17 protein-coding genes are annotated in these 19,100 nt (G+C 50.7%); 6 read left to right on the plus strand and 11 right to left on the minus strand.

The genetic code is table 11. The features are described from left to right. The first annotated feature begins 212 nt into the window (after positions 1-212). Genes lolC through cobB form a run of 5 tightly spaced genes read left to right on the plus strand, consistent with a single transcriptional unit; the run spans position 213 to position 5,128 of the window. Positions 213-1,412, plus strand: coding sequence for a lipoprotein-releasing ABC transporter permease subunit LolC (gene lolC, locus F4V61_RS00500; protein ID WP_170243762.1), 1,200 nt, complete (start codon positions 213-215; stop codon positions 1,410-1,412). Next, complete coding sequence (lolD, locus tag F4V61_RS00505; protein WP_001033711.1) at positions 1,405-2,106, plus strand: lipoprotein-releasing ABC transporter ATP-binding protein LolD; 702 nt, start codon at positions 1,405-1,407, stop codon at positions 2,104-2,106. Before lolC ends, lolD begins: the two co-directional genes overlap by 8 nt. After that, positions 2,106-3,350 carry a lipoprotein-releasing ABC transporter permease subunit LolE gene (lolE, locus tag F4V61_RS00510; RefSeq protein WP_000168085.1) on the plus strand — a complete coding sequence of 415 codons (1,245 nt, stop codon included), beginning with the start codon at positions 2,106-2,108 and terminating at the stop codon, positions 3,348-3,350. The genes lolD and lolE overlap by 1 nt, the downstream gene beginning before the upstream one ends. Positions 3,351-3,378: 28 nt before the next feature. Next, a complete protein-coding gene (gene nagK, locus F4V61_RS00515) occupies positions 3,379-4,290 on the plus strand; it encodes an N-acetylglucosamine kinase (protein WP_080161049.1) in 912 nt (303 codons plus the stop codon). Between the two features lie 16 nt (positions 4,291-4,306). Continuing rightward, positions 4,307-5,128 (plus strand): Sir2 family NAD+-dependent deacetylase, encoded by an 822-nt coding sequence (gene cobB, locus F4V61_RS00520; protein WP_079781939.1) that lies wholly within the window; start codon positions 4,307-4,309, stop codon positions 5,126-5,128. Positions 5,129-5,209: 81 nt separating this feature from the next. Here cobB and potD read toward each other — a convergent pair whose 3' ends face one another. The 5 genes from potD to potA all read right to left on the minus strand — a co-directional run bounded on the left by potD (position 5,210) and on the right by potA (position 10,816). Then, positions 5,210-6,256, minus strand: a complete 1,047-nt coding sequence (gene potD / locus F4V61_RS00525; protein ID WP_080161048.1) for a spermidine/putrescine ABC transporter substrate-binding protein PotD — start codon at positions 6,254-6,256, stop codon at positions 5,210-5,212. A gap of 24 nt (positions 6,257-6,280) precedes the next feature. Beyond that, a complete protein-coding gene (gene potC / locus F4V61_RS00530) occupies positions 6,281-7,060 on the minus strand; it encodes a spermidine/putrescine ABC transporter permease PotC (protein ID WP_000580296.1) in 780 nt (259 codons plus the stop codon). 440 nt (positions 7,061-7,500) lie between these two features. Next, positions 7,501-8,511 carry an SPI-2 type III secretion system effector SifA gene (gene sifA, locus F4V61_RS00535; protein WP_001122915.1) on the minus strand — a complete coding sequence of 337 codons (1,011 nt, stop codon included), beginning with the start codon at positions 8,509-8,511 and terminating at the stop codon, positions 7,501-7,503. A 321-nt stretch (positions 8,512-8,832) separates the two neighbouring features. Next, on the minus strand, positions 8,833-9,696 hold the full coding sequence (potB, locus tag F4V61_RS00540) for a spermidine/putrescine ABC transporter permease PotB (protein WP_000799379.1): 864 nt from the start codon (positions 9,694-9,696) through the stop codon (positions 8,833-8,835). Further along, positions 9,680-10,816, minus strand: a complete 1,137-nt coding sequence (potA, locus tag F4V61_RS00545) for a spermidine/putrescine ABC transporter ATP-binding protein PotA (RefSeq protein ID WP_000531349.1) — start codon at positions 10,814-10,816, stop codon at positions 9,680-9,682. Before potA ends, potB begins: the two co-directional genes overlap by 17 nt. Before the next feature lie 250 nt (positions 10,817-11,066). On the opposite strand from potA, the gene pepT reads away from it, so the two are divergent. Continuing rightward, a complete protein-coding gene (gene pepT, locus F4V61_RS00550) occupies positions 11,067-12,293 on the plus strand; it encodes a peptidase T (protein WP_080161047.1) in 1,227 nt (408 codons plus the stop codon). A 105-nt stretch (positions 12,294-12,398) separates the two neighbouring features. Here the strand turns inward: pepT and F4V61_RS00555 are convergent, their stop codons facing one another. From F4V61_RS00555 to mnmA, 6 genes are all read right to left on the minus strand, one after another. After that, the gene (locus F4V61_RS00555) at positions 12,399-13,520 is read right to left on the minus strand and encodes a cupin domain-containing protein (RefSeq protein ID WP_080161046.1); all 1,122 of its coding nucleotides are present in this window, start codon (positions 13,518-13,520) and stop codon (positions 12,399-12,401) included. Between the two features lie 80 nt (positions 13,521-13,600). Next, entirely contained in the window at positions 13,601-15,064 is a 1,464-nt protein-coding gene (gene phoQ, locus F4V61_RS00560; protein WP_080161045.1) for a two-component system sensor histidine kinase PhoQ, read from the minus strand. Further along, positions 15,064-15,735: a two-component system response regulator PhoP gene (gene phoP, locus F4V61_RS00565; protein ID WP_024131926.1), complete on the minus strand. Its 672-nt coding sequence runs from the start codon at positions 15,733-15,735 to the stop codon at positions 15,064-15,066. The genes phoQ and phoP overlap by 1 nt, the downstream gene beginning before the upstream one ends. A gap of 126 nt (positions 15,736-15,861) precedes the next feature. Further along, positions 15,862-17,232 carry an adenylosuccinate lyase gene (gene purB, locus F4V61_RS00570; protein ID WP_000423755.1) on the minus strand — a complete coding sequence of 457 codons (1,371 nt, stop codon included), beginning with the start codon at positions 17,230-17,232 and terminating at the stop codon, positions 15,862-15,864. 3 nt (positions 17,233-17,235) lie between these two features. Further along, positions 17,236-17,877, minus strand: coding sequence for a high frequency lysogenization protein HflD (gene hflD / locus F4V61_RS00575; protein ID WP_058345858.1), 642 nt, complete (start codon positions 17,875-17,877; stop codon positions 17,236-17,238). An 85-nt stretch (positions 17,878-17,962) separates the two neighbouring features. Continuing rightward, entirely contained in the window at positions 17,963-19,069 is a 1,107-nt protein-coding gene (gene mnmA, locus F4V61_RS00580) for a tRNA 2-thiouridine(34) synthase MnmA (RefSeq protein ID WP_000004544.1), read from the minus strand. Positions 19,070-19,100: the final 31 nt, after the last annotated feature.

Genomic DNA, 19,100 nt, shown 5'->3' on the forward strand with positions numbered 1-19,100 from the left:
AAGCAATGTTCTTTATTATCCGCGATCGTTGCCTATTAGCAAATTGAATCCGCCGGATAACGAGCCGAACAGGCGAAGGATGAACGCATAAGTAACTTGATTTATGGGCATTTTTCAGAAGAACGCTGACGAACTCTTACGGTTCAGACATTTACGCATTCCGCTTTCGCTTATATACTCGGGACTTTGCTAACAGCAACCAGACGGATTACATGTATCAACCTGTCGCTCTATTCATCGGCCTGCGTTACATGCGCGGGCGTGCAGCAGATCGCTTTGGTCGCTTCGTTTCCTGGCTTTCCACTATCGGCATTACCCTGGGGGTGATGGCGCTGGTCACGGTATTGTCGGTAATGAACGGTTTTGAGCGAGAACTGCAAAATAACATTCTTGGTTTGATGCCTCAGGCCATCCTCTCCCCTGAACATGGTTCTCTTAACCCGAATCAGGTGCCGAAAAAAGACGTCGATCTGCAAGGCGTTAGCCGTATTGCGCCGCTGACGACGGGCGATGTCGTACTGCAAAGCGCGCGTAGCGTTGCGGTTGGCGTGATGTTGGGTATCGATCCGGCGCAAAAAGATCCGTTAACGCCGTATCTGGTCAATGTGAAGCAAAGCGAATTACAGCCGGGTAAGTATAATGTCATCCTCGGCGAGCAGCTCGCCGGACAGTTAGGGGTCAACCGCGGCGATCAGATTCGGTTAATGGTGCCATCTGCCAGCCAGTTTACGCCAATGGGACGCCTGCCCAGCCAGCGTCTGTTTACGGTGATTGGCACATTTGCCGCCAATAGCGAGGTTGATGGCTATGAAATGCTGGTCAATATTCAGGACGCGTCGCGTTTAATGCGCTATCCGGCGGGTAATATTACCGGCTGGCGCCTGTGGCTGGATGAACCGCTGAAAGTCGATACCCTCAGTCAGCAGACGCTGCCGAAAGGCACGAAGTGGCAGGACTGGCGCGAACGCAAAGGTGAACTGTTCCAGGCCGTGCGCATGGAAAAGAACATGATGGGACTGTTGTTGAGCCTGATAGTAGCGGTCGCGGCTTTTAATATTATTACTTCGTTGGGCCTGATGGTCATGGAGAAGCAGGGCGAAGTAGCGATTTTACAAACCCAGGGGCTGACGCCGCGACAAATTATGATGGTCTTTATGGTGCAAGGCGCCAGCGCTGGTATTATCGGCGCACTGTTGGGCGCCGTGCTTGGCGCATTGCTTGCCAGTCAACTGAATAACCTGATGCCAGTCATCGGCGCCTTTCTGGACGGCGCCGCGCTGCCCGTGGCGATAGAGCCGTTACAGGTGATCGTTATCGCGCTGGTAGCGATGGCCATCGCGCTGCTTTCTACGCTTTACCCTTCCTGGCGCGCTGCCGCCACACAACCCGCTGAGGCTTTACGTTATGAATAAGATCCTGTTGCAATGCGACAACCTGTGCAAACGCTATCAGGAAGGCACCGTACAAACCGACGTATTGCACGATGTCAGCTTCAGTATCGGCGAAGGCGAAATGATGGCGATAGTCGGTAGTTCCGGTTCGGGTAAAAGTACGTTGCTGCACCTGTTAGGTGGGCTGGATACGCCCACATCCGGCGATGTGATTTTTAGCGGCCAGCCGATGAGCAAACTCGCTTCTGCGGAAAAAGCGGAATTGCGTAACCAGAAACTGGGGTTTATCTACCAGTTTCACCATCTCCTGCCGGATTTTACGGCGCTGGAAAACGTGGCGATGCCATTATTGATTGGCAAGAAAAGACCGGCGGAGATTGACGCGCGGGCGCGGGAAATGCTGCACGCTGTAGGGCTGGAACATCGTGCTACCCATCGGCCTTCGGAACTTTCCGGCGGTGAGCGCCAGCGCGTTGCGATAGCGCGCGCGTTGGTTAATAACCCGCGTCTGGTGCTGGCGGATGAGCCAACCGGCAATTTGGACGCGCGTAACGCCGACAGTATTTTTGAGCTTCTGGGCGCGTTAAATCGTCTACAGGGAACCGCATTTCTGGTTGTGACTCACGATTTGCAACTGGCGAAACGTATGAGCCGCCAGCTTGAGATGCGCGATGGTCGCCTGACGGCGGAACTGAGCCTGATGGGAGCAAAGTAATGGCGTCGCCTTTATCACTGTTAATTGGGTTGCGCTTCAGCCGTGGACGGCGGCGCGGCGGTATAGTTTCGCTCATTTCCGTGATTTCTACCATCGGTATCGCGCTGGGCGTGGCGGTATTGATTGTCGGCTTGAGCGCCATGAACGGTTTCGAACGCGAGCTGAATAACCGTATTTTGGCGGTGGTGCCGCACGGGGAGATTGAAGCTGTCAATCAGCCGTGGACCAACTGGCGTGAAGCGCTGGAAAAAGTGCGGAAGGTGCCGGGCATTGCCGCTGCCGCGCCGTATATCAACTTTACCGGCCTGGTTGAGAGCGGGGCGAATTTACGCGCCATTCAGGTTAAAGGCGTCAATCCTAAGCAAGAGCAGCAGCTTAGCGCGCTACCGTCATTTGTGCAAAATCACGCCTGGGATCATTTCAAAGCTGGCGAGCAGCAGGTCATTATCGGCAAAGGCGTTGCTGATGCGCTGAAAGTGAAACAGGGCGACTGGGTGTCAATCATGATCCCCAATGCGAATGCCGATCATAAGCTGCTCCAGCCTAAACGCGTGCGTTTGCATGTCACCGGGATTCTGCAACTGAGCGGCCAGCTCGATCACAGCTTCGCCATGATCCCGCTTGAGGATGCGCAGCAGTATCTGGATATGGGGTCCAGCGTTTCCGGTATCGCGCTTAAAGTTCATGACGTGTTTAATGCCAACAAACTGGTGCGGGACGCGGGCGAGGTGACTAACAGCTATGTTTACATTAAGAGCTGGATCGGCACCTACGGCTATATGTATCGCGATATCCAGATGATTCGCGCCATTATGTATCTGGCGATGATCCTGGTGATCGGCGTGGCTTGTTTTAATATCGTTTCCACCTTAGTGATGGCGGTAAAAGACAAAAGCGGCGATATTGCGGTATTAAGAACGCTGGGGGCAAAAGATGGTTTAATTCGTGCCATTTTCGTCTGGTACGGACTGCTGGCGGGATTGTTAGGCAGCTTGATTGGCGTGGCGATCGGTATTGTCGTTTCGCTTCAGCTTACCGCCATTATTAATGGGATTGAAAAAGCGATCGGGCATCAGTTTTTGTCCGGTGATATCTATTTTATCGACTTCCTGCCATCCGAACTGCATTGGCTGGACGTTGTATACGTACTGGTCACGGCGTTGTTGTTAAGCTTACTGGCGAGCTGGTATCCAGCGCGGCGGGCAAGCAACATTGACCCTGCGCGAGTATTGAGCGGCCAGTAATCGCAGGATATAAAAACAAGGAGCGGTGATGTTTTACGGGTTTGATATTGGCGGGACAAAGATTGCGTTAGGCGTATTTGATTCGACGCGGCGGTTGCAGTGGGAAAAACGTGTTCCCACGCCCCATACCAGCTATAGCGCCTTTTTAGACGCCGTATGCGAACTGGTCGCGGAAGCCGACCTGCGATTTGGCGTTAAAGGGGCGGTAGGGATTGGCATACCCGGTATGCCGGAAACCGAAGATGGCACGCTGTACGCCGCGAATGTCCCGGCGGCCAGCGGTAAACCGTTGCGCGCCGATCTCAGCGCGAGACTGGAGCGCGATGTGCGTCTGGACAATGACGCTAACTGTTTTGCCTTATCCGAAGCCTGGGATGATGAATTCACACAATACCCTTTGGTCATGGGCCTTATCCTCGGAACCGGCGTTGGCGGCGGTCTGGTGCTAAATGGGAAGCCGATTACCGGTCAGAGCTATATCACCGGCGAGTTTGGTCATATACGTTTGCCGGTTGACGCGCTAACGTTGATGGGTTTTGATTTTCCTTTACGCCGCTGCGGATGCGGTCAGATGGGCTGTATTGAGAATTATCTGTCCGGGCGCGGGTTTGCGTGGCTATATCAGCATTATTATCATCAATCGCTGCAGGCGCCGGAGATTATCGCCTTGTGGGAGCAGGGCGATAAACAGGCGCACGCGCATGTTGAACGCTATCTGGATTTACTGGCGGTTTGTCTGGGGAATATACTGACGATTGTCGATCCCTGCCTGTTGGTGATCGGAGGCGGACTATCGAACTTTACGGCAATAACAACGCAACTGTCGGAAAGACTGCCGCGCCATCTCCTCCCTGTTGCCCGCGTGCCTCGCATTGAGCGTGCGCGGCACGGGGATGCCGGTGGGATGCGTGGCGCTGCTTTTTTACACCTTACCGACTAATAAAAAAGAGGTTGTTATGCAGTCGCGTCGGTTTCATCGATTAAGCCGCTTTCGTAAAAATAAACGTCTGTTGCGTGAACGGCTGCGTCAGCGGATCTTTTTCAGAGACAGAGTGGTGCCGGAAATGATGGAAAACCCAAGAGTATTAGTCCTTACAGGTGCAGGAATTTCTGCAGAGTCTGGTATTCGCACGTTTCGCGCGGCGGATGGCCTTTGGGAAGAGCATCGGGTTGAAGATGTGGCGACGCCGGAAGGATTCGCGCGTAATCCAGCGCTGGTACAGACTTTTTATAATGTCCGCCGCCAGCAGCTTCAACAGCCGGAAATTCAACCCAATGCGGCGCATTTGGCGTTAGCAAAGCTTGAAGAGGCGCTTGGCGATCGCTTTTTGCTGGTGACGCAGAATATCGACAATTTGCATGAGCGCGCGGGCAACCGCAACATCATTCATATGCATGGCGAGCTGTTGAAAGTGCGCTGTTCGCAGAGTGGTCAGATTCTGGAATGGGACGGCGATGTGATGCCGGAAGATAAGTGTCACTGCTGCCAGTTCCCGGCACCGCTACGCCCGCACGTGGTATGGTTTGGCGAGATGCCGCTTGGCATGGATGAAATTTATATGGCGCTGTCGATGGCGGATATTTTTATCGCCATCGGCACATCCGGTCATGTTTATCCGGCTGCGGGTTTTGTGCATGAAGCAAAACTGCACGGCGCGCATACGGTGGAACTGAATCTTGAGCCAAGTCAGGTCGGCAGCGAGTTTGAAGAGAAGCACTACGGTCCGGCAAGCCGGGTTGTGCCGGAATTTGTCGATAACCTATTGAAAGGTTTGTAGTTTTATTTGCCAGATGACGCCTTGTCCGGCCTACATTTCACGTTACGCTCATCTGTAGGCCTGATAGGCGCTTTGGCTGAATTAGCGTCCTGCTTTTAACTTCTGATAATACTCTTCATAAATTGCGCTGGCGTCGCCGACATCGTTTTGCCACTCGCCTTTGCTGATGGTTTGCGCATCCGGATAGAGCGATTTATCACTGGCGAGTTCCGGGCTTAACAGCTTACGCGCCGCCAGGTTTGGGGTAGGGTAGCCGATGGTTTCCGCCACCTCTTTCGCGACGTCAGGACGTAGCAGGAAGTTGATTAGCTTCAGGGCGCCCTCCTTATTTTTCGCATTCGCCGGAATAGCCAGGCTATCCATCCAGAAAATGCCGCCTTCCTTCGGCCAGACGACCTCCAGCGGCGTGCCAGCCTGACGTGCCACAAAGGCCGAGCCGTTCCACACCATTCCCAGGCTGACTTCCCCTTCCATATACGGGTTCGCCGGGTTATCGGAGTTGAAGGCCGCTACATTTGGCATCAGTTTTTTTAACTCTTCATAAGCCGCTTTGATCTCTTTCGGATCGGTAGTATTACCGGAATACCCCAGTTTGCGCAGCGCCATCTGAAACACTTCTCGCGCATCGTCGGTTAAAAGCAGGCTGTTTTTATATTCCGGTTTCCACAGGTCAGCCCAGCTGGTAATGGTTTTTGGATCGATAGCATCGCTGTTCACGCCAATTGCCGTTGCGCCCCAGATATACGGAACAGAATAATCGTTGTTGGGGTCAAACGGTTTGTTGAGCATTTCCGGATCGAGATTGTGGAAATTGGTTAATTTCGACTTATCGATCTTCTGGATCATGCCTTCTTTGCGCATCTTGTCGACATAGTATGTAGAAGGAACGATCAGGTCATACGCGCCATCTTTATACGTTTTGAGTTTGGCATACATGGTTTCATTCGACTCATAGGTCGAATAAATAACCTTAATGCCTGTCTCCTTAGTGAACTGTTCCAGCAGCCCTGGCGGTACATACTCAGTCCAGTTATAGAAATAGAGCGTGTTGTTATCATCGGCATGAGCGGCACTCATACCCAGCGCCAGGGCGCCCGCCGCGAGCAGGTGGCGCGACCATTTTTTCATTTAACGTCCCCTGAATTACGGGCCTTATCGGCCCTTGGTTTTATCACGAGCAATAAGCTGGCTGGCAATGACCATTACCAGAGACAGCACCAATAAAATGGTTGCCAGCGCGTTCACTTCTGGTGAAACACCGACTTTTACCATGGAATAAATCTTTAAGGGTAAAATTTCATAGCCCGGCCCGGTGACAAACGACGAGACCACCACATCATCCATCGACAGGGTAAAGCTTAGCAACCAGCCTGCCGCAACCGCAGGCATCGCCAGCGGAAGAATGATTTTGCGCAGGATTGTTACCTCACTGGCACCCAGATCTTTCGCCGCCTCCAGCATCCGTACATCAAATCCTTTCAGACGCGAATAGACGGTGACGACCACAAATGGCAGGCAAAAGGTGATATGCGAAAACAGTAATGACCAAAAACCCAGCTGAATGCCAAGTAACATAAACAGCACCAACAGGGATATCGCCATCACGATATCCGGCGACATCATCACCACAAACAGCATCCCGCTGACAAATGGCTTTCCGCGAAAGCGGTAGCGATAAAGTGCTACTGCCGTTAGCGAGCCGATTACCGTGGCGAAGGTTGCTGAGAAAATCGCCATCGTCAGCGAATGTTGAGCGGCCTGCAATAGACTGTCGTTACTGATCAGATGCTCGTACCATTTAGTGGTAAAGCCCTGCCAGTTAATGCCGAACCGCGAACTGTTGAAGGAGTTCACAATCAGAATAATGATGGGAATATACAGATACGCGTAGATAGCGGTCATAAAACCGCCACGAAGCAGTCGACCGATCATTCGAGCTCCACCTTCTTATTCAGAGGATGGGATGCTTTTAGCGTATTGAAAATGAACAATTTTTTCTCTTCTCCAAAATCTCTCCAAAACGTCTCGCGGTTATTAGCAGCCAGAGAAAAACAGGCTGCCGCCTGAAGTCACGAATTTTACAACAAATTGACAGACGAGCGGACAAAAAAGCCATTTAAATGACGATTCTCATCCGAACCTGTCATATGCGGTATTATCGCGCCTGGCAAGAGGTTATACTTTAGGCAATAGTTGTTTTATCATGATATACTTGTCCCGTTCACGTAGCTACAGGCACACGGTTTATGGCGTTGTGGCTTTTTCTGTTTATGGGCAATTCGTGGATAATTGACTATGTCATTACATAGAGTACACGGAGGAAGCTGCCTTGTTATCCTGAGCCTTGAAGTCTGATAACCCGTTGTCTGATTTTATAAAAAACCCCCTAATCTGCCATCTTGTTGGTCTGAGCGAACATGTAAAGTTGTTAACTGCTCTTCCGCCATTTTTTGTATAGCCTGTGGATCTGTTCTAAAAAGGGCGCGAAAAACGCCATCAGAGACTATTTCGATTATCTCAGCTAACATGCTTTGGCTGGCGTTGGTATCCGTTGCGAGGAACCTTTTAAACTTCTTATCCGCCAGTAAGACCTCTTGTACTATTTTTACAATGGGTATGTGTGTAGGCGGTGGTGATGTTTCAGTCGATTTTAATCCACACATCGACATTGTTTCTAAAAATGCTCTTTGCTGCATACTTTCGGATATATCCGCATGGTATAAAATGCGCATTGCTTTTTCAATACCAGACCGAATCTTCTCTGCCAGGTAATTAGCTTTTTCTTGCGTTTTCCACTTATCTAAATTTCTGTTATCCAATTCAGAGTATAAATACTTCACTATGTTATTTAAGGGGACCGATAAAAATGGCGTGCCAGCAAGCTTGAGACATAAAGTTGAGGGGAGCGAGCTCTCTACAATCTCACTATATTTTTTATTTACAGTGTACGTCATTTGTGGATAAGATTTTAAACAAACAGGTTGTTCTCTTACTGCAAAATAGCTATTCCCCATGGCTTTACAGTGAACGGTATCGGTATTTTGTATGATGCATAACAGCTCGTCCTTTCCGTTTTCATCCAGAATGTGATAAATAATTGTTGAATCATCTTCATGAGGATTATAGACTTGAAATCTTTCTTTGTGTGATGGGCAAGCTAACCCTTTCAACTCGAAAAAAATATCTGCAAGCCGCTCTCGTGTGGGAGGGGGATCGGAAAAGAACATCTCATGTATATAGCTATCTGCTTTTGCTCTGCCGGTAGAAAAGAACAAGTCTTTCAAAGCTTCCCATAAAGCTTTCCACCATGGTTCTCTCGTTTTGCTCGGGGCATTTATAAATATTTCACTTTTTAAATAACCATTCCCTATTGTGATCGGCATAATAGTTTCACTTAAACTGAAGTAAAAATGGCTATATAAGCGTTCAAATTAACCCATTTATCTTAACAGCGGGGCTTAGTAGATATGATATAATGTTTAAATGAGACTGGCAATCAGTATAATACCTGACAAGTTCATATATAAACGCATCACTGCATATGATAGTTCCGATATAGGTAAAAGCATGCCTGTAGTGGATGATGATGTACGTTTGCAATATTGGCTACAACTGGCCTTTATGCGTTTTTTATGGAGGGGCATGAAGTTTGCCTTTGAGTAACTTCATGCCCAAACCCGAGTGGATTCGTTAGTGTTGCGCAATTAATCGCTTATATCACTCACTTTCTTATTCAGCAAGCGGGAAGCTCGCCAGTAAATCAACAGCATCAGTCCCATCACGATGGTCAGCGTAATGCTGGTGGCGGCGCCAAATGGCCAGTCTCGGATATTCAGAAACTGTACCTTAATCACGTTGCCAATCAGCAGGTTTTTCGCGCCACCCATTAAATCGGAGACGTAAAACAGCCCCATTGCCGGTAGCATCACCAGCAGACAACCGGCGACAATGCCTGGCATGGTTAGTGGAATAATGATACGGATGAACGTTTGCATTTTACTGGCGCCGAGATCGCGTGCGGCCTCAAGCAGCGGTTTATCGAGCTTCTCAATGCTGGAGTAGAGCGGCATTACCATAAACGGCAGCAAAATGTAGACCAGGCCGATAATCACTGCGCTTGGGGTGAACATGATGCGAATCGGCGTATCAATCACACCCAGCCACAGCAGGAACTCATTGAGGTAGCCTTTAGTGCTCAGGAAAATTTTCAGTCCATAGATGCGGATCAGCGAGTTGGTCCAGAAAGGAACGATCAGCAAAAACAGCAGTAACGGACGTATCTTTTCCGGTAACTTCGCCAGAAACCAGGCAAAAGGATAGCCCAGCACCAGGCAGGCGAGGGTGGCGATCAGCGCCATATTCAGAGAGTGCAGGAGCACTTCAAAATAGAGCGGATCGAGCAGGCGCGCGTAATTATCCAGCGTAAAGACCATCTTGACGAACCTGGCGTCGTCACGGGTCAGAAAGCTGGTGCCAATGATCATCAGGTTGGGCAGAAAGACAAACAACACAAGCCAACCGACGATAGTGACAATCACTATATTCTGGAATTTACTTGTGTTCTTCATCGGCCAGTACGACCTCCCAGCTTTCTACCCAATTAATGGCCATTTTTTGGTTAAGTGAATGGTCGAAGTCAGGATCGTCTTCGTTGAAGAATTCACTGACCATCACCATTTTGCCATTTTCCAGTTCGACGACCGACTCCAGCGTCATACCTTTGTAATTACGCTCGCGCACGTAGCCGATAAGCCCTTCGATGTGATTATCATCATTGATTTCGTCGACGCGTAGATCTTCCGGTCGCAGCAGGACGTTCAGCTTTTGACCTGGTTCGACGGCAAAATTAACGTAAATATTGCACTCCCGTCCCTCGACTCTGGCGCGGACGCGCTGCTCATCAAGCCGTTCAATGACGGTAGCGTCAAAGCGGTTAATTTCGCCGATAAAACCAGCGACAAACAGATTTTTCGGCTCTTCGTAGATTTCGCGAGGCGTGCCGTCTTGCTCGATAACGCCATTTCGCATCACCACGATACGATCGGACATGGTTAGCGCTTCTTCCTGATCGTGAGTGACAAAAACAAACGTGATACCGAGTTTACGCTGCAATGCTTTGAGCTCGTTCTGCATTTGTTTGCGCAATTTATAGTCCAGCGCGGAGAGCGATTCATCCAGCAATAGCAGTCGAGGTTTATTCACCACCGCGCGGGCGATAGCCACGCGCTGCTGTTGTCCGCCGGAAAGCTGATGCGGTTTACGTTGTGCAAACTCTTCAAGCTGCACCATACGCAGCGCGTCGGTAACGCGAGACGCTATCCCGGCAGCGGGTGTTTTTTGCATTCGTAAGCCAAACGCGACATTTTCAAACACCGTCATATGCGGAAATAAAGCGTAGCTTTGAAATACGGTATTCACATAACGATTTTCGGCGGGAACGTGGGTGATATCCTGGTTATCCAACATGATATGCCCGGCATCAACCGTTTCCAGGCCGGCAATCAGGCGAAGTACGGTTGTTTTACCGCAGCCGGAAGGACCAAGCAGCGTGAGGAATTCGCCATTGTTAATGGTCAGATCCAGTTGCGAAATGACCTCTTTGCCATCGAAACTTTTGCTAATTCCCGACAAAAGCACCAGTGGTGAAAGCGAACGCGGTTGTTTATTCAATTTCTTATTCTGTCCCATGTAGACGCAACGGATGGCTGACCGCTGCGGGGTTTGTGGTTAACCACCTTAATCACTCTTAATGAGGTCGGTCATTCTACGGCAAACCACTGTAATCGCCAATCCTTGTTGCGAATTACTGACTTAGCTTTATAGTCAGAAAGCGTGTCAAAGTGAAATATTCTTGTTTGCAGGGATAAAGGTGACCTGACGCAATATTTGTCTTTTCTTGCTTATTAATAATGTTGTCACGAAAAGTGAGGGTGACTGCATGGATAAACTACTTGAGCGTTTTTTACACTACGTATCGCTGGATACCCAATCAAAGTCGGGTGTTCGGCAGGTTCCCAGCACTGAGGGGCAGTGGAAGTTATTACGTTTGCTCAAACAGCAGCTTGAAGAGATGGGGCTGGTTAACATTACATTAAGCGAAAAAGGGACGTTGATGGCGACGCTCCCGGCCAATGTTGAGGGTGATATTCCCGCCATTGGTTTTATCTCCCATGTGGATACCTCTCCGGATTTCAGCGGTAAAAATGTTACCCCGCAGATTGTCGAGAATTACCGTGGCGGCGATATTGCATTAGGGATTGGCGATGAGGTGTTATCACCCGTTATGTTCCCGGTACTGCATCAATTGCTGGGGCAGACGCTGATTACTACCGATGGTAAGACATTGTTGGGCGCGGATGATAAAGCTGGCGTAGCGGAGATCATGACCGCGCTGGCGGTGTTGAAAGGTAATAATATTCCCCACGGCGAAATTAAAGTGGCGTTTACGCCTGACGAAGAGGTAGGAAAAGGCGCGAAGCACTTCGACGTTGAGGCCTTTGGCGCGCAGTGGGCCTATACGGTCGACGGCGGCGGCGTAGGGGAGTTGGAGTTTGAAAACTTCAATGCCGCCTCGGTAAATATCAAAATCGTCGGCAATAACGTGCATCCCGGTACGGCGAAAGGCGTAATGGTCAATGCGCTGTCGCTGGCAGCGAGGATTCACGCGGAAGTGCCGGTGGATGAAACGCCTGAAACCACCGAAGGCTACGAAGGGTTTTATCATCTGGCCAGTATGAAAGGCACCGTTGACCGGGCCGATATGCACTATATCATTCGCGATTTCGACCGTAAGCAGTTTGAAGCGCGCAAACGCAAGATGATGGAGATTGCCAAAAAAGTCGGTAAAGGGCTGCATCCGGACTGTTATATCGAACTGGTTATTGAAGACAGTTATTACAATATGCGCGAAAAAGTGGTTGAGCATCCGCATATTCTCGATATCGCCCAGCAGGCCATGCGTGACTGTGATATTACGCCGGAGATGAAACCGATTCGCGGCGGCACCGATGGGGCGCAGCTTTCGTTTATGGGGCTGCCGTGTCCTAATCTCTTTACTGGCGGGTATAATTATCATGGTAAACATGAATTTGTGACGCTGGAAGGGATGGAAAAAGCGGTGCAAGTGATTGTGCGGATTGCGGAGTTAACCGCGAAACAGCAGTAATGTTGTAAGTGTCGGATGGCGCTTTGCTTATCAGGCCTACAAGGTTTTACTCTCGTAGGCCTGATAAGACGCGGTAGCGGCGCCATCAGGCACAACATCATAAACTTATCCTTCAAAAAACCAGTATCCGCTGTTGATCAGCGCCGCCAGCATAGCGAGGAAGGACGGATCTTCCAGCGCATCGCCGAAGTTTTCGGCGGTCAGTACAATATGACTGGCGAGCGCCTCCAGTGCGGGGCGATGCGGGGAGTCTATTTTTTCGCCATTCGCATAGACATCATCGCCGATACGCAATACGCGAAGACCGCCGAGACGCACCAGCACCTCGCCTTGCTTTAAGGCATCATAAATTTCATCAGGCTGATACGGCGGCTCCGGCGGCGCGATATCCAGTTCGTGGCGTGACTGGGAGATAAACTCGCCAAGCCACTGCTGGAAATGTGCGGGTTGATTGATCAAATCGAGCATCATATTGCGCAGTTTATCCATCTCCTGCGGCAGGATATCCGCTGGATGCTTGCGGGACGGCATATCCGGATCGCTGTAGTACGTGTTGCCCAGCTCACGTTGCAGTACATAATCAGCAAAACCGCTGATCAGCTCACGGGTATTGGGCGCGCGAAAACCGACCGAATAGTTCATGGCGTTTTCCAGCGCATAGCCTTCATGCGGGAACCCTGGCGGGATATAAAGAATGTCGCCCGGCTCCAGCTCTTCGTCAATAATGGCGTCGAATGGATCGACCTGCAACAGGTCGGGATGGGGGCAGTGCTGGCGCATTTGCAGCTTTTCGCCCACGCGCCAGCGACGGCGGCCGGTACCCTGGATAATAAACACATCATACTGATCCAGGTGTGGGCCAACGCCGCCGCCGGGAACTGAAAATGAGATCATTAGATCGTCGATACGCCAGTCTGGTAGCGCGCGAAACGGGCGCAACAACGCGGCGGTTGGTTCGTGCCAGTGGTTTACCGCTTGTACCAGCAGCGACCAGTTACTCTCACCGAGATGATCGTAGCTTTCGAAGGGGCCGTGGCGGACCTGCCATTTACCATCCTGATGACTAACGAGACGACTGTCGATTTCGCTTTCCATCGCCAGTCCCGCCAGCTCATCCGGCGAGAGCGGATCGATAAAATTGGTAAACCCACGTTTTAAGACAACCGGACGTTTTTGCCAGTGGCATTCAAGAAAGTCGGGCCAGTTAAGAGTTAATTGGTATTCCATGTTAAGTATCCGCAGGCTGGTATCAGATACCGATTATAACGGATGCTTAACGAGATGCGTGGAAGAACGCGCAGAAATGTTTATTCCTCTTTCTGTGTGGGATGCTGTCGGCCAAAAACGACTTCCATACGGGTGCCGCCGAGTAAACTGTCGCTGGCGATGATCTGCCCGGCGTACTGCTCCGTAATCTCGCGAGCGACAGCCAGTCCTACGCCCTGTCCTGGTCGTAGGGTATCGGCGCGCTGACCGCGATCAAATACCAGGGAACGTTTACTATGGGGAATACCGGGGCCGTCATCTTCAACGAAGATATGTAAATAATCGTCCGTCTGGCGAGCCGAAATTTCAACAAATTCCAGACAATATTTGCAGGCGTTGTCCAGTACGTTGCCCATCACTTCGACAAAATCGTTTTGCTCGCCGACAAAACTGATCTCTGGTGAAATATCCATACTGATATTCACGCCCTTACGCTGATAAACTTTATTCAGCGCGGAGATCAGATTATCTAACAGCGGCGCGACGGGATGCAGTTCGCGGCTTAATAAAACGCCGCTGCCGCGCATACTGGCGCGATGCAAATAATAGCCGATCTGCTGGGAAATCCGGCTGATCTGTTCCAGCATCACTGGTTCAGCTTTCCTGACGCTTATCTTCTCGTTGCGTAAAGAGCGTAGCGTACTCTGCAATACCGCGAGCGGTGTTTTTAAACTGTGCGTCAGGTCGGTCAGGGTCGTGCGGTATTTGTTGTAACGTTCTCGCTCGCTTTTTAGCAGTTGATTAAGGTTACGCACCAGGCTGGTAAGCTCACGCGTCGTGTCCGGATTGAGCATTTCGCGGTGATGATCCTCAAGCTCACGGACCTCTCGCGCCAGCGCCTCGATAGGGCGTAAGCTCCACCATGCTGCAATCCACAGTAAAGGAATGACTAACAGTAAATTGGCGGCTAGTACGTACACGAACCAGCTCCAAACCATATATGAACGCTTTAGCTCTATCGGAATGGTATCAACTACCACGATCGTTAACTGCGGCATCCGTGCCGTAGCAGGATAAATATTCACCGCCACCGAGTGGGTCATTTCCGCATCATCATCATCTTCACGTACTTCTTTTAGTTTTTCCTGCGCGGAATGGTCGTCGCTCAACAGAGTACTGGTGGCGTTTACGTTGGTTTCAATTTCATGGAAGCCGTTCGTTTTCAACCATTCTGGTTGAATACTTTTAATCAGCCAGGGAATGTCGCGCTGCGTCCATAATAATTTGCCCGTTTCATCGTAAATCAGCGTCATTGTTGGGCTTTGCATGTCCAGATTTGCAGGCAACTCAACGCTGATTTTATTATTTTCCCATTTAGCGAGGGTATAAAACAGGTTGCTTTCGCCGCGCAACAGACGAAACGTGGTTTTATCAAAACTCACGCTATAGCCGACCAGCGCAACCATGCCATAAGCCAGAGAAAGCACCAGCACGACGCCGGCTGTCGCCAGCAAAAAACGAACCCGCAGCGACAGCGGCAGAAAATGGCGAGCAAATTTATTCATTAGCGCAATTCAAAAAGGTACCCCTGCCCACGTACGGTGGTGATGACATCGTGCGGATACTGGGCCTGTATTTTTTTTCGCAGACGTCCCATGAGAACATCAATGGTATGGCTTTCCCGCAGTTCCGCATCCGGATATAGCTGAAGCATCAGCGAATCTTTGCTGACCACTTTACCGTTGTTACGGATAAGCGTTTCCATAATAGTGTATTCGAACGCCGTGAGTTTGATGATCTCTTCATTGACGGATAATTCCCGGCGTGAAAGATCCACCTGGAAAGGCGGGATATTGATTACCTGGGAGGCCAGGCCGCTATTGCGGCGCATTAACGCCTGCATACGCGCCATTACCTCTTCAATATGGAACGGCTTCGTCACGTAGTCATCGGCTCCGGAGCTGAGAACCTCGACTTTATCCTGCCAACCTTCCCGCGCGGTTAACACCAGAACCGGTAGTAAAACGTCACTGCTGCGCCAGCGGCGTATTAAGGAAAGGCCGTCTTCATCCGGCAGACCTAAATCGATAATAGCAATATCCGGAAGGTGCTCATTAAGGTAGTAATCTGCTTCCCTGGCATCTTCTGCGGCATCGACCTGGTGACCTGAATCCTGGAGCTGAACCTTCAGGTGGTGGCGTAATAATGCATTATCCTCTACAACCAGTACGCGCATCATCTCTTCTCCCTTGTGTTAACAATAAGAACAGTCTAGCGTTGATTATGGTGCTTTGGGGATAAACAGTTAATAAACCAGACAAATAGTCACCCTCTTTCTGAAGAAAAGAGGGTGCGGCCCGCATTATTTAAGTTCGTCGACCAGAGTCACGGCGTGACCTATATAATTTGCCGGCGTCATGGCTTTAAGACGCGTTTTTTCAGCTTCCGGCAGAGGCAGGCTATCAATAAATTGCTTCATTCCTTCAGCATCGACACGTTTGCCACGCGTCAATTCTTTCAATTTTTCATATGGTTTTTCAATGGAATAGCGGCGCATAACGGTTTGGATCGGTTCGGCTAATACCTCCCAATTGTGATCCAGTTCGTCAAGCAGGCGGTCGCGGTTCACTTCCAGCTTGCTGATGCCCTTAAGAGTGGACTGATAAGCGATAAGCGCATAGCCGATACCGACACCAAGGTTACGCAGGACGGTCGAGTCGGTCAGATCGCGCTGCCAGCGGGAAACCGGCAGTTTGTTTGCCAGATGTTGCAGTACCGCATTAGACAGACCCAGGTTGCCTTCAGAGTTTTCAAAATCGATAGGGTTAACTTTATGTGGCATGGTGGAAGAGCCGATTTCCCCGGCGATGGTTTTCTGTTTGAAATGGTTCAACGCAATATAGCCCCAGACATCGCGATCGAAGTCGATCAGAATGGTGTTAAAACGCGCGATACAGTCAAACAACTCCGCAATATAATCATGCGGTTCAATCTGAGTGGTGTAGGGGTTCCACTGGATGCCCAGCGAGGTGACGAACTCTTCGCTGAACTGATGCCAGTCGACTTCCGGGTAGGCCGCGATATGCGCGTTATAGTTGCCTACGGCGCCGTTAATTTTACCGAGGATCTCCACCTGGTTTAGCTGGCGGAATTGACGCTCCATACGATACGCCACGTTCGCCATCTCTTTACCCAGAGTGGAAGGGGTTGCCGGCTGGCCGTGGGTGCGGGAGAGCAGCGGGATGTCCCGATACTGCGTGGCGAGATCTTTAATCGCGTTAATCACCTGACGCCAGTAGGGCAGGATCACTTCATCGCGCGCGGTTTTGAGCATTAACGCGTGCGACAGGTTGTTTATGTCCTCTGAGGTGCAGGCAAAGTGGATGAACTCGGAAACGGCATGGAGCGCCGGGATTGCGGCGACTTTCTCTTTAAGAAAATACTCAACCGCCTTCACATCGTGATTAGTGGTGCGCTCAATAGTTTTAATGCGCACGGCATCGTCTTCATTGAAGTTTGCAACGAGAGTATCCAGGTAACCGTTTGCGTCGGCAGCAAAAGCAGGAACTTCCTTGATCGCTGCGTGCGCGGCTAATTTCTGTAGCCAACGTACTTCAACTTGTACACGGAATTTCAGCAAACCGTATTCGCTAAAAATCCCGCGCAGCGCGCTGACTTTATCGCCGTAGCGTCCATCGACAGGGGAAACGGCGGTCAGTGAGGATAATTCCATAGATCATAACTCCGGGGTTAAATGAGCAAGAATTTGTTTTGCCTGAGTCGTCAGGCGATGACGAGAAAACATAAGCTGTAGGCGACCACCGCCTACCTGATGCCAGAGTACGGCAGCGCGGATGCCTGCCAGTAACGAGGCGCGGACTTTGGCCTGAACCTGCGGGCTTTGCAGGACAGCCGGGGAGCCCGTCACCTGAATTCGCGGCCCCAACGGGCTAATGACATCCACATAGATACCCGCCATGGCGTTCATCAGCGTGTCTGACTGTAAATCAAAATGGTCAAGCTGGCGCTGAAGGCCGTTAATGCGATCGCCTAACGTATTCAACGCGCCTTTGGTTGATGACAGCTTGCGCTCCAGCACCATCAGGCTAAGCGTATAACGGGTCAGCTCGGCGTTAAGTCCCTGTCGGCTGCTGGCATTAAGGACGCCGAGCAACGTTTCCAGACCGAGACGCAGGTTAGCTTCGCTGCTGCCGAACACGCCCAGAGTAGAGCTGGGATTCATATCAATGACACTGTTGAGTGAAACGTGCAACGCGTCGGCATCACAGTGTCCCTGGTGCGCCACCTGCTGTACCAGGCGTGCCGACTGGCAAATGCCAGCCAGAGCGAGGGTGATGTCATAAAAATTCTTTGCCACAATCACTGCTTCCTTGTATCAAATAAATACACTTCATCTTTTAAGCCGCCTTGATGCGACTGGAATGATTTTGTGCATTGAATAATCAGACCGTCAGCGGCAGCCGCTGCTCAATAATACCGCCGCCCAGGCAGACTTCCCCGCTGTAAAAGACGGCGGACTGGCCCGGCGTGACGGCGGCAACCGGCTCGTCAAAGATGACCTCGATACGATCGTCATCCAGCGCGTTAATTGTGCACGGGATATCGGTCTGGCGGTAGCGGGTTTTTACCGTACAGCTCAGGGTGCCGGTGAACGGCTCGCGATCGACCCAGTGTAGCTGTTGGGCGATAAGGCCTGACGACATCAGGCGTGGGTGTTCATGCCCTTGGGCGACAATCAGGACATTGTTTTCAACGTCCTTATCCACTACATACCAGGGGTCTTCGCTACCGTCTTTGGTACCGCCAATTCCCAGCCCTTTACGCTGACCGAGCGTATGATACATCAGCCCCTGATGTTCGCCGATTTCATCGCCATCAACGGTAATGATTTTCCCCGGCTGTGCGGGCAGGTAGCGCCCTAAAAAGTCGCGGAACTTACGCTCACCGATAAAGCAGATGCCGGTGGAATCTTTTTTCTTTGCGGTGATCAGTCCCAGATCTTCGGCGATCTTGCGTACCTGGGGTTTTTCCAGCTCGCCAACCGGGAACAGACTTTGCGCAATCTGCTCATGGCCAAGCGTATAGAGGAAATAGCTCTGATCTTTATTGCCGTCGAGCCCGCGCAGCAGGCGGCTTTTGCCGTTTATATCCACGCGACGGACGTAGTGGCCGGTGGCGATGTAGTCGGCGCCTAAATCTTCTGCGGCGAATTCAAGGAAGGCTTTAAATTTGATCTCTTTATTGCACAGAATATCTGGATTCGGCGTACGGCCCGCTTTGTATTCTTCAAGGAACAGTTCAAAGACGTTATCCCAATATTCTGCGGCAAAATTGACGGTATGCAGTTCAATGCCGAGTTTGTCGCAAACGGCCTGTGCGTCAGCCAGATCGGCTGCTGCGGTACAGTATTCCTCACCGTCGTCCTCTTCCCAGTTCTTCATGAACAGGCCTTCTACCTGATAACCCTGTTGTTGCAACAGCCAGGCGGAAACGGAGGAATCGACACCGCCGGACATGCCGACGATCACTTTTTTTGGGCTTTCTGACATTGGAATACTCGCGACATTGAACTTCAAGGCG

This window comes from Salmonella enterica subsp. arizonae (genome assembly GCF_008692845.1).
GTDB classification, from domain to species: Bacteria; Pseudomonadota; Gammaproteobacteria; order Enterobacterales; family Enterobacteriaceae; genus Salmonella; species Salmonella arizonae.

Bases quoted from the DNA above. Each gene is read 5' to 3' on its own strand.
- lolE (WP_000168085.1), top strand. From the start codon at position 2,106: ATGGCGTCGCCTTTATCACTGTTAATTGGGTTGCGCTTCAGCCGTGGA.
- pepT (WP_080161047.1), top strand. From the start codon at position 11,067: ATGGATAAACTACTTGAGCGTTTTTTACACTACGTATCGCTGGATACC.
- purB (WP_000423755.1), bottom strand. From the start codon at position 17,232: ATGGAATTATCCTCACTGACCGCCGTTTCCCCTGTCGATGGACGCTAC.
- sifA (WP_001122915.1), bottom strand. From the start codon at position 8,511: ATGCCGATCACAATAGGGAATGGTTATTTAAAAAGTGAAATATTTATA.
- cobB (WP_079781939.1), top strand. From the start codon at position 4,307: ATGCAGTCGCGTCGGTTTCATCGATTAAGCCGCTTTCGTAAAAATAAA.
- potA (WP_000531349.1), bottom strand. From the start codon at position 10,816: ATGGGACAGAATAAGAAATTGAATAAACAACCGCGTTCGCTTTCACCA.
- F4V61_RS00555 (WP_080161046.1), bottom strand. From the start codon at position 13,520: ATGGAATACCAATTAACTCTTAACTGGCCCGACTTTCTTGAATGCCAC.
- nagK (WP_080161049.1), top strand. From the start codon at position 3,379: ATGTTTTACGGGTTTGATATTGGCGGGACAAAGATTGCGTTAGGCGTA.
- phoP (WP_024131926.1), bottom strand. From the start codon at position 15,735: ATGCGCGTACTGGTTGTAGAGGATAATGCATTATTACGCCACCACCTG.
- lolC (WP_170243762.1), top strand. From the start codon at position 213: ATGTATCAACCTGTCGCTCTATTCATCGGCCTGCGTTACATGCGCGGG.
- potB (WP_000799379.1), bottom strand. From the start codon at position 9,696: ATGAAGAACACAAGTAAATTCCAGAATATAGTGATTGTCACTATCGTC.
- lolD (WP_001033711.1), top strand. From the start codon at position 1,405: ATGAATAAGATCCTGTTGCAATGCGACAACCTGTGCAAACGCTATCAG.
- potD (WP_080161048.1), bottom strand. From the start codon at position 6,256: ATGAAAAAATGGTCGCGCCACCTGCTCGCGGCGGGCGCCCTGGCGCTG.
- phoQ (WP_080161045.1), bottom strand. From the start codon at position 15,064: ATGAATAAATTTGCTCGCCATTTTCTGCCGCTGTCGCTGCGGGTTCGT.
- mnmA (WP_000004544.1), bottom strand. From the start codon at position 19,069: ATGTCAGAAAGCCCAAAAAAAGTGATCGTCGGCATGTCCGGCGGTGTC.
- potC (WP_000580296.1), bottom strand. From the start codon at position 7,060: ATGATCGGTCGACTGCTTCGTGGCGGTTTTATGACCGCTATCTACGCG.